The sequence below is a fragment of the Gordonia sp. 135 genome (assembly GCF_009720185.1).
Classification (GTDB): domain Bacteria; phylum Actinomycetota; class Actinomycetes; order Mycobacteriales; family Mycobacteriaceae; genus Gordonia; species Gordonia alkanivorans.
The window spans coordinates 3,178,422-3,191,863 of sequence record NZ_CP046257.1 but is presented as its reverse complement, the minus strand read 5'-3'; the positions used below and the strand labels follow the sequence as shown (position 1 = coordinate 3,191,863).

Below are 13,442 nucleotides of genomic sequence, written 5' to 3'. Positions count from 1 at the left end.
CTCGCCGACGAGAGGCAGGACCCCGGTGAACAGCAGCGACTCCCAGGCAAGCGAGAGCGACCGGCGGGCAGCGCGTTTCGACGAGTTGCGGCCGCTGCTGTTCACCGTCGCCTACGAGATCGTCGGGACGGCGACCGACTCCGACGACGTACTACAGGACAGTTACCTGCGGTGGGCGGAGGTCGACGACACCGACATCGCGGACGCCAAGGCGTATCTCGCGAAGATCGTCACGCGCCAGGCACTCAACGTGCTGAGGTCACGGTCGCGGCGACGCGAGGAGTACGTCGGACCGTGGCTGCCCGAGCCGATCCTGACCGACGAACGCGACCTCGCCGACGACGTGGTGCTCGCGGAGTCGGTGTCCACGGCGATGCTGATCGTGCTGGAGTCGCTGAGCCCGGATGAGCGCGCGGTGTTCGTCCTCCGCGAGGTGTTCGGCTTCTCCTACAACGAGGTCGGCGACATGCTCGCCAAGCCGGCCGCCACGGTGCGCCAGATCGGGCACCGCGCCCGGAACCACGTCGAGGCGCGTCGCCCCCGGTTCGACCCGGTGGATTCCGAACGTGCGGTCGCGGTGGTGGACGCGTTCCTCTCGGCCGCGCAGTCCGGTGACGTCGAGAGGTTGCTGACGATGCTGGCACCCGAGGTCGAGTTCACCGCGGACAGCGACGGAAAGGTGACCGCGGTGCGTCACCCGATCCACGGCGCGCCGGCCGTGGCGCGTCTGCTGACCGGCTTCGCCCGGCTCGGGAAGGGCATGGACTACCGCCTTGAACCGGCGGTCTTCAACAACCAGTCGGGAGTGGCGATCTACATCGAGGGCGAGTTGGCGGGCACGTTCACCCTGCACATCGTCGACGGCGTCATCGAGCAGATCTACGCCATGCGCAACCCGGACAAGCTGGCCGGCGTGGAGGAGCGGCGGACTGTCGCGCGCTGAGCGCTCAGGCGAACAGGCTCGACAGCGTCAGCTCGATCTGCGACCGGAACAACTCGGCGGGGTGCGCGAAGGTGTCCTTGCCGTACTGGCCGAAGGCCTCCAGGCTGATCGCGCCGACGAGGGCTGCCCAGAGGGTCGTCGACGCGGCCAGCACGGCGTCGGGGGCGTCGATGCCGAACTCGTCGCGGATGGCGGCCATGTCGCCGGCGACCCCGGTTGTGGGAGTGGGCAGGTCGTCGCGGATCAGGCCCTCGGCGTGTGCGGCCGCGCACTCGCGCAGGAGCAGGGCCGGGATGCGCGTGCCCGGCACCATCGTCTCCTCGCCCGGTGCGGCATAACCGGGGACGGGGCTGCCGTAGAGGAGTGCCCAGCGGGCGGGGTCGTCGAGTGCCCAGTCCCGGGCGGCCTCCGCGGCGGCGAGCACGCGTTCGCGACGGCGGCTGGGCTCGATGGCCGAGACCGCCGCGTCGATCGCGTCGCCGACGTCGTTGTAGGCCTCCACGAGCAGCATGGTGAGCAGGTCGTCGCGACTGGGGACGTACCGGTAGACGGCCGATGACACGACGCCCATCTCTCGGGCGATCGCGCGCAGCGACAGTCCGGCTGCGCCGTGGGTGGCCAGGTGCTCGCGCCCGAGTCTGCGGATCTCGTCGGTCATCATCGCGCGGTTCTCCGCGCGGCTTCGTCCGGTCGCCATGGATCGATCCTTCCACATTTCGAGAGCAGTGCTCTTGATTTCTTGCGCTTCCGGGTGCACACTCAAAACCGAGAGCGGTGCTCTCGATAATTTTCCATCCGCCACGAAAGGGTCACGACCATGACCGGTACCACCCACTACCGCGCTCCCGAGGGGTTCGACAACGTCTTCAACCGCACCGTTCGCTGGCTCGCCGACCACGGCGTCAACCTCGCCGGCGCGCAGAACCTCACCGTTCCCGGCCGCCGGACCGGCAAGCTGCAGACCGTCCCCGTCAACGTCCTGCGATTCGACGGCGGGGACTACCTCGTCTCGCCGCGCGGCAACACCCAGTGGGCCCGGAACGCACGCGCCGCCGAGACCGTCGAACTCCGGCGCGGTCGTAGTCGGACCGTGGTGGCCCTCACCGAGGTCGACGCCGACCGGCGCCCGCCGATCATCGGCGAATACCTGCGCAAGTGGGGCTGGGAGGTCGGCCGCTTCCTGCCGGAAGGGCTCGACGCCAAGCCGTCCGACGCCGACCTCGCCGCACACGCCGGATCGATCCCGGTCTTCGCGATCACATCCGCCGACTAGCGGGTTTCGTCGTCACGTCTGCTCACTAGACTCGGACGGGTGGTGCGCCCCGATTCCGACTCGACGATCGCGGACGGATCATCCGTACCCGAACGGTGGGTGACCGGCGGAGGGTCGGGCGGGGCGCCGGCCGGTGCCGATTCCGAACGCGGCGCACGCTGGGTGATGCATCTCGACATGGACGCCTTCTTCGCCTCGGTCGAACAACTCACCCGTCCGACGCTGCGCGGTCGCCCGGTGCTCGTGGGCGGTTCCGGAGGTCGGGGAGTGGTGGCCGGAGCGAGCTACGAGGCCCGGGTGTTCGGTGCCAGGTCGGCGATGCCGATGCATCAGGCCCGACGCCTCATCGGCCCGACCGGCGTCGTGGTGCCCCCTCGCGGCGCGGTCTACGGCAAGGTCAGCAAGCGGGTGTTCCGGCTTGTGCGCGAAGCGGTTCCGGTGATCGAGACGCTCTCCTTCGACGAGGCGTTCGCAGAACCGGCCGAACTCGCCGGGGCCACCGTGGCGCAGGCGCGCGAGTTCGCCGAGCAGGTGCGCGCCCGCATCCGCACCGAGTGCGGGCTCGCCGCGTCGGTCGGCTTCGGCAGCGGCAAGCAGCTCGCCAAGATCGCCTCGGGAATGGCGAAACCCGATGGCGTGATGGTGATCCCGCCGTCGGGCGAGATCGAGTTCCTGCACGGACTGCCGGTGCGCAAGCTGTGGGGGATCGGTCCGGTCTCGGGTGATCGCCTCGCACGCCTGGGAATCGACACCATCGGAGACCTCGCGCGGATGTCGACCGTCGAGGTCGCCTCGGTGCTCGGCGCCACCGTCGGACCTGCACTGCACCGGCTCGCCCAGGGCGTCGACGACCGGCCGGTCGCCGAACGCGCCTCGGCCAAACAGATCAGCGCCGAGTCGACGTTCGCCGAGGACATCGTCGACCTCGACGAACTACGCAAGGCGATCCGCAAGGCCGCCACCGACGCACATCGTCGGCTGCTCAAGGACGGACGCGGCGCGCGCACGGTGGTGCTGAAGCTCAAACGCTCCGACATGTCGATCCTCACCCGGTCGGCGACCACCGCCGCGGCCACCACCGACTTCGACGACCTCGAGCGAACGGCCCAGCGTCTGGCCCTCGACCCGCGCACCGTCGGAGCGATACGTCTTGTGGGCGTGGGGTTCTCCGGTCTCAGTGCGGTGCAGCAGTACGCGCTGTTCGACGACCTGGACGCCTCGCCGGACGAGACGACCCACCACGACACCGCTTCCGCGGGTGGCGCATCGGGATCGTCATCGGAATCCGGCGGCATCGTGGAGGTGTCGGAGACCGTCCACGATCCCACCGCCGACACCGAGTCGCCCGAAGCCGTGCGCTTCGCCCCGGGCGGCAACCCGCTGAGCCGCGCGCCGTTCGCCCCGGGCGCCGACGTGACCCACCCCGAGTTCGGTCACGGCTGGGTGCAGGGGAGTGGGCACGGCGTCGTCACCGTCCGCTTCGAGACCCGCACCACCGGCCCCGGGCGCACCCGCACCTTCGGCGTCGACGATCCCGATCTACGGCCCGCCGACCCGCTCGACAGCCTCGAGTGGGACCTTGGCGCCGACGACGAGTGAACGTCGCGGGAGCGCCAGTGCCACATCACTTCCCGGATGCGGAGAAGAACTCGGCGATCGTCTCGGGACTCGCCTTGGCGGTGAGCAGTGCGATCAGTGCCATGCGGGCCTGCGGCGCACGCAGCCACGGCGACACGATCGCGCCGGCGCGATGCAGATCGACGGCGCCCCCGCCGCCGCCGTAGGTCGCCGACACCTCGCCGTAGGGCACCCGGCTCGTCACCACGACGGTCACGCCGTGGGTGACGGCGAGCGCGACCTCGGCGGTGATGTCCGGGTGGGTGTTCCCCGAGCCCGTCGCGGCGAGCACGATGCCCGCGGCGTTCTGCGCGACCGCCGCCGCTATCAGACCGGGAGACACCCCGGGATACAGCGCGAAGAGGTCGACCCGGGCGGTCCGGCCGAGCGGGATCTCGTCGGTCAGCACCGGACGCGGCAGATCGGTGCGCACCGAGTCGAAGGCGACAGCGTCGGACGTCGACACCTTGAACAGCCCGCGCGCCGGCAGGATGCGACCGCCGGCCGCCACCAGGACGCCGCGGCCCCGATTTTCGGGATCGCCGACCGCGGCCAGTGCGGCGGCCAGGTTGCGCGGACCGTCCGCATCGGGGCGGTCGGCCGGCAACTGGGCGCCGGTGAACACGACCGGCCGCGAGTCGACACAGTAGAGATCGGCGAGGAACGCCGTCTCCTCCATCGTGTCGGTGCCGTGGGTGACCACGACTCCGGCGACCTCCGGGTCGGCGAGGGCGTCGGCGATCCCCCGCACCACCGCGAGTTGGTCGGCCACGGTCATCGCCGAACTGTCCACCGACATCAGATCGACGGTGCGGACGGCTTCCATCCCGGCGTTCCCGGCCCCGGTGTTCGAGGCTGCTGACAGCAGGTCGTCGGCGCCGAGCGCGGGCACGGCACCGTCGGTCGTGGTCTGCGCGGCGATGGTGCCGCCGGTGGTGATCAGCACGGTCGTCGACGGACCGGGCGGGGGAGAAGCGGACATGGTCGTCAAGCCTCACGGCAGGCCGCCGAACCGTCAAGCCTCGAGCGGCGCGGCGTGGAACCGGGATCATCCGCCTGCGTTTGGCATAGTGGTGTGGGTTGTCGCCGGGCCCGACCCGGCAGACCCCATCGGCGAGTCATGGGAGAGCGCCACGGCGCGCCCACGTCCACAGACATAGTGAGGGAGATCGTTGAAGTATCGGAAGTTTCTTGGCGCGACCATGATCGCGGCCGCATTGATGACCGGTGTCGCAGCCTGCGGTGGCGACGACAGCGACGCACCGCCCGCCCCGACCCTGACCAGCACCGCGGATGCCGGTGCCGGTGCCGCCGGTGGTGACACCGAGTCCGAGATCACCAACGACAGCAAGCCGCCGTCGATCGCGGCTCTCAACGAGCTCGTGGACACCGCCGTCGACCCGAAGATCCCGAGCAAGGACAAGATCGTCCTCGTCGAGGGTTCGGAGAAGGACCCGGCCATCTTCGAGGAGCTGGTCAACGCCCGCGCGGAGAACTCCGACGTCGACTGGGTCCTGGTGAACCCGGTCATCAGCGCCGGCCCGAACAAGGCCCGCGTCAAGGTTCGCATCGAGACCGCCGGCAACCCGCCGACCAACGCCGAGTCGACCATCGTCTTCGACGACGGCCGCTGGAAGCTCTCCAACCAGACCGTGTGCAACCTGCTCGGCCTCTACCAGGTCAAGAGCGCGATGTGCACCCCGGCGAGCTAGCCGGACCGTTCGGCTGACCCCGGAGAACCGGGTTGTCCTCACCGCCAGGTGACGGACAACCCGGTTTTCTGTACCAGGGGACGCGACGGGTCGGCCCCGACGAGTTCCCGCGCACCGGTGTAGGTCAGCTGACCGCCGACCGGCAGGCCGCGTGACAGGTCGATCTCGACCGTCCCGCCGCCCTCGGAACTGAAGCGGCTGATGGTGAGGGTGTCGCTGCCGCCCGGGATGGCGAAGACGGAGTTCACCGGGGTCTCCTCGGCGGAGAACTGGATGGTGAGACGGTTGCCGTCCCACGCCGACAGACGCGCGTCGATCGTCTGCGTGACCGTCGCGGCGGCTGAGATGACACGTTCGGTGCGCCATCGCGCACCCACCGCGATCGGTTCGGTCGGCAGTGCGATGGAGGTGTTCAACGCCGTCACCAGGGACTGCTCGACTGCCAGGCGCGCTTCCTGGCCCGCCTGCTCGGGCGGGGCGAGACGCAACGCGACCGGCGCGAGTCCGGGCCCGGTGGTCAGGCCGGCCTTCGTGCCCGCCATCGCCGGCAGTTGTCCGTTGAGGGACGCGTCCGGAGACGTCACGGTGCCCAGTTCGAGTTCCAGCTCCGATTTCTCGGCGCACGAGAACCGGGCGGTCATCGGGGTCTCGACGGTCTCGGCGTCCGTCGACCCCGGTGAGGCGACGTCGGAGGTCGTCACGAGCGTCACCGTCTGAGCCGACGTGGTGTCGGGAGCGGGAGCGGCCACCCGACGCTCGCCCTCACCCGGGTCGACCAGGGTGACCGTGGCCCCCGCGATCGGCACCGGCGCCGCTCCGGCCGCACGGGAGGGCGATTCGTTCGCGCAACCGGCAGCCGTCGCCGAACTGGCGCCCGGGGCGTCGTCGGACTCCGACGAGCACCCCGCGACCAGCACGGATACCGCCGCGATGACGGTGCACGAGGACACAACGGACCGGAGGAGACGACGATGCGAGGACACGGGTAGCCAGCGTATTCGACCGGTCGTGGACAATGAGGCTGTGGATGACCAACCCCTGACGGATTCCGGCAACGCGGATCCGCACGGCGCCGATTCTCCGGACGCCGACCGCGATCGAGTCCCGTCGGACGACGCGACCCCCGCACGACGCTTCTCCAAGGTGACCGCAGCGGTCCTCGGCGTCGCGCTCGTCGTCATCGGGCTGGACCTGCTGACCAAGATCATCGCCGTCGCGGCGCTCGACCCGCAGCGCCCGGTCCAGATCATCGGCGACGTCGTCACCCTGCGACTCGTACGCAACAGCGGGGCCGCCTTCTCGCTGGCCTCGGGATACACGTGGGTCCTGACGATCATCGCGCTCGTCGTCGTGGTGGTCATCGTCCGCTACAGCAGCAGGCTGAAGTCCTGGGGATGGGCGATCGGTCTGGCTCTCGTGCTCGGCGGGGCGATCGGCAACCTGATCGACCGCATCTTCCGCGCCCCGGCACCGCTCCAGGGTCACGTCGTCGACTTCGTCTCGGTCGGCTGGTGGCCGGTGTTCAACGTGGCGGATTCCGCCGTGGTCTGCGGGGCGATCCTGCTGGTGGCACTGTCGGCGCTGGGCTTCGACTACGACGGCAGCCGGACCGGTTGGGCCGCCCGCCGTGACCGGCACGCGGCCGAGCGCACCGGCCCCGAGAACGACGGCCCCGACAACAACCAGAACGGGGACACCAATGCGTGAATCGCGTGTCGTACCGGTACCCGACGGGCTCGACGGCATGCGCGTCGACGCCGGTGTCTCCCGGATGCTGGGCCTGTCGCGGACCGTCGTGGCCACCCTGGCCGAGGAGGGCGACGTCATGGTCGACGGCGTCGTCGTCGGCAAGTCACACAAGCTCGCCGCGGGTACCCTCCTGCACGTCACGCTGCCCGAGCCCGACGAGCCGCTGCGGATCGAACCGACCCCGGTGGAGGACCTCGAGGTCATCTATCACGACTCCGACATCGTCGTCGTCGACAAGCCGGTCGGCGTGGCCGCGCATCCCTCGCTCGGCTGGAGCGGTCCCACCGTCATCGGCGCGCTGGCCGCCGCCGGATTCCGCATCTCGACCTCCGGCGCGCACGAACGCCAGGGGATCGTCCACCGGCTCGACGTCGGGACCTCCGGCGTCATGGTCGTCGCCGTGTCCGAACGCGCCTACACGCTGCTGAAGCGGGCGTTCAAGCAGCGGACCGTCCACAAGGGCTACCACGCTCTCGTCCAGGGGCATCTCGACCCGCCGTCGGGCACCATCGACGCACCGATCGGCCGTCACCGGGGCAACGACTGGAAGTTCGCGGTGACCGCGAACGGCAAGCCGAGCATCACCCACTACGACACCCTCGAGATGTTCGCCGCGGCGTCGTTGATCGACGTCCACCTCGAAACCGGTCGCACACATCAGATCCGCGTCCACTTCTCGGCGCTGCACCATCCGTGCTGCGGTGATCCGACCTACGGTGCCGATCCGGTCCTGGCCAAAAAGCTCGGTCTCGAACGGCAGTGGCTGCACGCGCGGACGCTGCGTTTCGCCCACCCCGCGGACGGCCGCACGGTCGAGTTCAGCTCGGAGTACCCCGAGGACCTCCAGCACGCGCTCGACGTGCTGCGCGACTCCTGACCGACTTGCCGGATCCGGGCGGGCGAGGACGGCATTCGTTCGGTCGTCAACCGGCGACATCACCGGACAACTCGCCTAGATTGAGAGGGTGTTCGAGCCTGGAACGGTGATCGCCGGGTACCGCGTCGAGCGACTGCTCGGCAGCGGTGGAATGGGCGCTGTCTTCCTCGCCCGGCACCCCGAGCTCCCCAGGTACGACGCCCTGAAGGTGCTGAAGGACTCGGCGGGCCTGACCGACAACAACTTCCGTCGCCGCTTCCTCCGTGAGGCCGAGGTGGCGGCGACGCTGGACCACCCCAACATCGTCACCGTCTTCAACCGTGGCCGGGCAACGGTCCCCAGCGCGTCGAGGTCCGGCCAGTCGGACCTGCTCTGGATCGCGATGCAGTACGTGCCGGGTACCGACTGTGCCCGCGAACTGAACGCCATCGGACGGTTCACGCCGCCGCGGGTCGCCCACATCGTGTCGCAGGTCGCGCGCGGTATCGACCACGCCAACCGGCGCGGCCTCACACACCGCGACGTCAAACCCGGCAACATCCTCCTCGCCGAGGTCGACGAGGACTCGACGGTCGACGAGCAGCGGGTGCTGCTGACCGACTTCGGCGTCGCCAAGATCTCCGACGAGACCGAGGCCCTCACATCTGTCGGCACCGTGCTCGCGACCCTGTCCTACGCCTCACCCGAACAGCTCATGGGACGGACGCTCGACGGCCGCAGCGACCAGTACTCGCTGGCGGCGTCCACCTTCCACCTGCTCACCGGTCGCGTCCCGTTCGACGACCGGGACACCGGAGCGGTCATCGGCGCACACCTCAAGGAACCGGTGCCGCGCGCATCCGAACTCGTCCCCGGCCTGCCGCCGGCGGTCGACGCCGTGATCTCGAGGGCGATGGCGAAGACGCCCGAGGAACGGTTCGCGAACTGTCGCGAGTTCGCCGAGGCGCTGACGGTGAGTGTTCGGCCCGCGCAACCGCCGTCGGTGTCCGACGCCGAGGCCGTCACCGTGCGCGGACTCTCGCCCCGACCGGTCTCGCGGAACCATCCCGTCCCGATGCCGGCGACACGTCGCCCGGGTCCGCCCCCGGCTCCGGGACGTCCGGCGTACCGCGGTCCGTCGCCGGCCCCGCCCGGCGGAGAGGCCACCCGGCGGGCCGCACCCCGGCCGAACCCGAACCGACAGCGACAGGAGCGTCCGACGCCGTCCCGTCCGGCCACCGGCGCGGACCCCGCCGTGTGGCAGCACCCGCCGTCCGGCCCGCACCGCCAGACCAACGATCACCTCCGGGCCGCCGGGTCGGGGCCGATGGACCGGCCCCCGGGCGGTCCGCCGTTCCCGGGCGCGACGATGTCCTCCGGCGGTCCGAGCCGGTCGAATCCGAACCGCCTGCCCCTGGTGCTGGCCGGGGTCGCGGCGGTGCTGCTGATCCTGATCGTTCTCGTGTTCGTCGTGGCGTTGTAACCCCGACGTGTCGGCGTGTGCGAGGCGGACATGGTGTCACAGCCGCCCCATTCGTCACGGCCCGGAGTGCCTTCCGGTGGGTGTCGGTGCGCGCGCCTAAAGTAGACCCGGACTCGGCGACCGGCGAGTACGAAGACCGGCGAGCACAGCAACCAGCGAGCACAGAAGAGGCACCGTGACGGACTCGTTTGTTCACCTGCACAACCACACCGAGTACTCGATGCTCGATGGTGCGGCCAAGGTGTCACCGTTGTTCGCCGAGGCCAAGCGGCTGGGCATGACTGCCATCGGCATGACCGACCACGGAAACATGTTCGGTGCCAGCGAGTTCTACAACACCGCGATCAAGAACGACATCAAGCCGATCATCGGCATCGAGGCCTACATCGCGCCCGGTTCGCGGTTCGACACCAAACGTGTCCAGTGGGGTTCACGCGAGCAGAAGAGCGACGACGTCTCGGGTTCGGGTGCTTACACGCACATGACCATGGTCGCCGAGAACGCGACCGGTCTGCGCAACCTGTTCAAGCTGTCCTCGCTCGCCTCCATCGAGGGGCAGCTCGGCAAGTGGGCGCGTATGGACGCCGACCTGATCGCCGAGTACGCCGAGGGCATCATCGCGACCACCGGTTGCCCGTCGGGTGAGGTGCAGACCCGGCTTCGCCTGGGCCACGACCGCGAGGCCCTCGAGGCCGCGGCGAAGTGGCAGGAGATCTTCGGCAAGGAGAACTTCTACCTCGAGCTGATGGAGCACGGCCTCGAGATCGAGCGCCGCGTGCGCGACGGTCTCCTCGACATCGGCCGCAAACTCGGTATCAAGCCGATCGTCACCAACGACTGCCACTACGTCACCAAGGAGCATGCCGCCGCCCACGAGGCGCTGCTGTGCGTGCAGACCGGCAAGACGCTGTCCGATCCGACCCGCTTCAAGTTCGACGGCGACGGCTACTACCTGAAGTCGGCCGCGGAGATGCGCGAGCAGTGGGACTCGGTGGTGCCGGGCGCATGCGACAACACGCTCGAGATCGGCGAGCGCGTCCAGTCCTACAAGGAGGTCTTCACCCACCGCGACCGCATGCCGGTCTTCCCGGTGCCCGATGGCGAGACCCAGCAGACCTTCCTGCGCAAGGAGGTGGCGAAGGGACTCCGCGAGCGTCGTTTCGCCGGGACCGAGGTGCCGCAGGAGTACCTCGACCGGGCCAACTACGAGCTCGACGTCATCATCCAGATGGGTTTCCCGGCCTACTTCCTGGTGGTCGGAGACCTGATCCGCCACGCCCTCGAGGTCGGTATCCGCGTCGGCCCGGGCCGTGGTTCGGCGGCCGGCTCGCTGGTCGCGTGGGCGCTGGGAATCACCAACATCGACCCGATCCCGCACGGGCTGCTGTTCGAGCGATTCCTCAACCCCGAGCGCGTGTCGATGCCCGATATCGACATCGACTTCGACGATCGTCGCCGTGGCGAGATGGTGCGCTATGCGACCGACCGGTGGGGTAACGACAAGGTCGCCCAGGTCATCACCTTCGGAACGATCAAGACCAAGGCCGCCATCAAGGACTCCGCACGAGTCCAGTTCGGTCAGCCGGGTTTCGCGATCGCCGACCGCATCACCAAGGCGCTGCCGCCGCCCATCATGGCCAAGGACATCCCGGTCTGGGGCATCACGAACCCCGAGCACGAGCGCTACGGCGAGGCCACCGAGGTCCGCACGCTCATCGAGACCGACCCGGACGTCAAGAAGATCTACGACACCGCGCTCGGCCTCGAGGGCCTGATCCGCAACGCCGGTGTGCACGCCTGTGCGGTGATCATGTCGTCGGAGCCGCTGACCGACGCGATCCCGGTCTGGAAGCGCGCACAGGACGGCGCGATCATCACCGGCTGGGACTACCCGTCGTGTGAGGCCATCGGCCTGCTGAAGATGGACTTCCTGGGTCTGCGCAACCTCACCGTCATCGGTGACGCCCTGGAGAACATCAAGCTCAACCGCGGGATCGATCTGGACCTCGACGCGCTGCCGCTCGAGGACGAGAAGACCTACGAGCTGCTCGCCCGCGGCGACACGCTCGGCGTGTTCCAGCTCGACGGCGCGGCCATGCGCGAACTCCTGAAGATGATGCAGCCCACCGGGTTCGAGGACATTGTGGCCGTCCTGGCGCTGTACCGACCCGGTCCGATGGGTGTGAACGCCCACACCGACTACGCCAAGCGCAAGAACGGTCTCCAGGAGATCCGGCCGATCCACCCGGAGCTCGAGGAGCCGCTGAAGGAGATCCTCTCCGAGACCTACGGTCTGATCGTCTACCAAGAGCAGATCATGCAGATCGCGCAGAAGGTCGCCGGCTACTCGCTCGGACAAGCAGACCTGCTCCGTCGCGCGATGGGCAAGAAGAAGAAGGAGATCCTCGACGAGGCCTATGACGGCTTCGCGGAGGGCATGCGCAACAACGGTTTCTCGCAGGCGGCGATCACCGCACTGTGGGACACGGTGTTGCCGTTCGCCGGCTACGCGTTCAACAAATCGCACGCCGCGGGCTACGGTCTCGTCTCCTTCTGGACCGCCTACCTCAAGGCGAACTACCCCGCCGAGTACATGGCCGGTCTGCTCACCTCCGTCGGCGACGACAAGGACAAGGCGGCGATCTACCTCGCCGACTGCCGCAAGCTCGGCATCACCGTGCTCCCGCCGGACGTCAACGAGTCGCAGCGCAACTTCGCGGCCGTCGGCGCCGACATCCGCTTCGGTCTCGCCGCCATCCGCAACGTCGGTTCGGGCGTCGTGGGCTCGATCATCAACGCCCGCGAGGAGAAAGGGAAGTTCACCAGCTTCTCCGACTACCTCGGCAAGATCGACGTCACCGCCTGCAACAAGAAGGTGACGGAATCGCTGATCAAGGCGGGCGCCTTCGACTCCCTCGGTCATCCGCGCAAGGGCCTGTTCCTGGTGCACGCCGAGGCCGTCGAATCGGTCATCGGCACCAAGAAGGCCGAGGCGATCGGACAGTTCGACCTCTTCGGCGACGCCGGTGGGGCCGACGACTCGATGGCCGAGGTCTTCGCGGTCAAGGTCCCCGAGGAGGAGTGGGACACCAAGCACAAGCTCGCGATCGAGCGGGAGATGCTGGGTCTCTACGTCTCCGGGCATCCGCTGGCCGGCGTCGAACACGCCATCGCCGCGCACACCGACACCTCGATCACGTCGCTGCTGGAGGGCAACATCTCCGACGGTGCGCAGATCACGATCGGCGGCATCATCTCGTCGGTGACGCGCCGGGTGAACAAGAAGGGCGAGCCGTGGGCCGCGGTCACCCTCGAGGACATGGTCGGTGGTGTCGAGGTCTATTTCTTCCCCCGCGCCTACGTGGCGTACGGGATGGACATCGTGGCCGACAACATCGTGCTGATCAAGGCCCGCGTGAACCTGCGCGAGGACAGCATGATGATCAGCGCCAACGACCTCGCCGTCCCGGACCTCGAGACCGCCGGCGCGACCAAGCCGGTGGCCCTCACGCTGTCCGCCCGGCTGTGCACCCCGGATCGGGTCCAGGCGCTCAAGCAGGTGCTGACCCGGCATCCGGGCATGGCCGACGTGCACGTGACGCTCGTCAGCGACAAGCGGCAGACACAGCTCAAGCTGACCGAGTCCCTGCGGGTGGCGCCGAGTTCCGCGCTGATGGGCGACCTGAAAGCACTGCTCGGACCCAGCTGCCTGGGCTGACACCGGGGCGCCCGACACCATAGTTTCGGCCCGCCGAACATTTCTCTTCGACAGGCGCTATACTCGACGGCACGTCCAGTCACGCCCAGCC

At 69.0% G+C, this 13,442-nt stretch carries 11 protein-coding genes; 8 read left to right on the top strand and 3 right to left on the bottom strand.

The genetic code is table 11. The features are described 5' to 3' along the window. Positions 1 to 25: 25 nt before the first annotated feature. Positions 26 to 943, top strand: coding sequence for an RNA polymerase sigma factor SigJ (gene sigJ / locus GKZ92_RS14420; protein ID WP_006356889.1), 918 nt, complete (start codon positions 26 to 28; stop codon positions 941 to 943). Between the two features lie 4 nt (positions 944 to 947). Here the strand turns inward: sigJ and GKZ92_RS14415 are convergent, their stop codons facing one another. Further along, positions 948 to 1,640 (bottom strand): TetR/AcrR family transcriptional regulator, encoded by a 693-nt coding sequence (locus GKZ92_RS14415; protein ID WP_006356890.1) that lies wholly within the window; start codon positions 1,638 to 1,640, stop codon positions 948 to 950. A gap of 120 nt (positions 1,641 to 1,760) precedes the next feature. On the opposite strand from GKZ92_RS14415, the gene GKZ92_RS14410 reads away from it, so the two are divergent. Then, on the top strand, positions 1,761 to 2,216 hold the full coding sequence (locus tag GKZ92_RS14410) for a nitroreductase/quinone reductase family protein (protein WP_006356891.1): 456 nt from the start codon (positions 1,761 to 1,763) through the stop codon (positions 2,214 to 2,216). A 39-nt stretch (positions 2,217 to 2,255) separates the two neighbouring features. After that, positions 2,256 to 3,815, top strand: a complete 1,560-nt coding sequence (locus GKZ92_RS14405; protein WP_042377403.1) for a DNA polymerase IV — start codon at positions 2,256 to 2,258, stop codon at positions 3,813 to 3,815. A 25-nt stretch (positions 3,816 to 3,840) separates the two neighbouring features. Here GKZ92_RS14405 and GKZ92_RS14400 read toward each other — a convergent pair whose 3' ends face one another. Continuing rightward, positions 3,841 to 4,815 carry an asparaginase gene (locus tag GKZ92_RS14400; protein WP_006356893.1) on the bottom strand — a complete coding sequence of 325 codons (975 nt, stop codon included), beginning with the start codon at positions 4,813 to 4,815 and terminating at the stop codon, positions 3,841 to 3,843. Positions 4,816 to 5,053: 238 nt separating this feature from the next. Between GKZ92_RS14400 and GKZ92_RS14395 the strand changes: the two genes are divergently transcribed. Continuing rightward, positions 5,054 to 5,545 (top strand): hypothetical protein, encoded by a 492-nt coding sequence (locus GKZ92_RS14395; protein ID WP_006356894.1) that lies wholly within the window; start codon positions 5,054 to 5,056, stop codon positions 5,543 to 5,545. Between the two features lie 38 nt (positions 5,546 to 5,583). Here GKZ92_RS14395 and GKZ92_RS14390 read toward each other — a convergent pair whose 3' ends face one another. Continuing rightward, a complete protein-coding gene (locus GKZ92_RS14390; RefSeq protein ID WP_196222008.1) occupies positions 5,584 to 6,528 on the bottom strand; it encodes a hypothetical protein in 945 nt (314 codons plus the stop codon). A 40-nt stretch (positions 6,529 to 6,568) separates the two neighbouring features. On the opposite strand from GKZ92_RS14390, the gene lspA reads away from it, so the two are divergent. The 4 genes from lspA (at position 6,569) to dnaE (ending at position 13,351) form a co-directional block, all read left to right on the top strand. Next, positions 6,569 to 7,252: a signal peptidase II gene (lspA, locus tag GKZ92_RS14385; protein ID WP_155225378.1), complete on the top strand. Its 684-nt coding sequence runs from the start codon at positions 6,569 to 6,571 to the stop codon at positions 7,250 to 7,252. Continuing rightward, positions 7,245 to 8,171: an RluA family pseudouridine synthase gene (locus GKZ92_RS14380; RefSeq protein WP_006356897.1), complete on the top strand. Its 927-nt coding sequence runs from the start codon at positions 7,245 to 7,247 to the stop codon at positions 8,169 to 8,171. Before lspA ends, GKZ92_RS14380 begins: the two co-directional genes overlap by 8 nt. An 88-nt stretch (positions 8,172 to 8,259) precedes the next feature. Beyond that, positions 8,260 to 9,633 carry a serine/threonine-protein kinase gene (locus GKZ92_RS14375; protein ID WP_155225377.1) on the top strand — a complete coding sequence of 458 codons (1,374 nt, stop codon included), beginning with the start codon at positions 8,260 to 8,262 and terminating at the stop codon, positions 9,631 to 9,633. A 175-nt stretch (positions 9,634 to 9,808) separates the two neighbouring features. Continuing rightward, positions 9,809 to 13,351 carry a DNA polymerase III subunit alpha gene (dnaE, locus tag GKZ92_RS14370; protein ID WP_155225376.1) on the top strand — a complete coding sequence of 1,181 codons (3,543 nt, stop codon included), beginning with the start codon at positions 9,809 to 9,811 and terminating at the stop codon, positions 13,349 to 13,351. Positions 13,352 to 13,442: the final 91 nt, after the last annotated feature.

Excerpts from the sequence above, each read along its gene's own strand:
- GKZ92_RS14415 (WP_006356890.1), bottom strand. The coding sequence starts at position 1,640 with ATGGCGACCGGACGAAGCCGCGCGGAGAACCGCGCGATGATGACCGAC.
- GKZ92_RS14410 (WP_006356891.1), top strand. The coding sequence starts at position 1,761 with ATGACCGGTACCACCCACTACCGCGCTCCCGAGGGGTTCGACAACGTC.
- GKZ92_RS14400 (WP_006356893.1), bottom strand. The coding sequence starts at position 4,815 with ATGTCCGCTTCTCCCCCGCCCGGTCCGTCGACGACCGTGCTGATCACC.
- GKZ92_RS14395 (WP_006356894.1), top strand. The coding sequence starts at position 5,054 with ATGACCGGTGTCGCAGCCTGCGGTGGCGACGACAGCGACGCACCGCCC.
- GKZ92_RS14380 (WP_006356897.1), top strand. The coding sequence starts at position 7,245 with ATGCGTGAATCGCGTGTCGTACCGGTACCCGACGGGCTCGACGGCATG.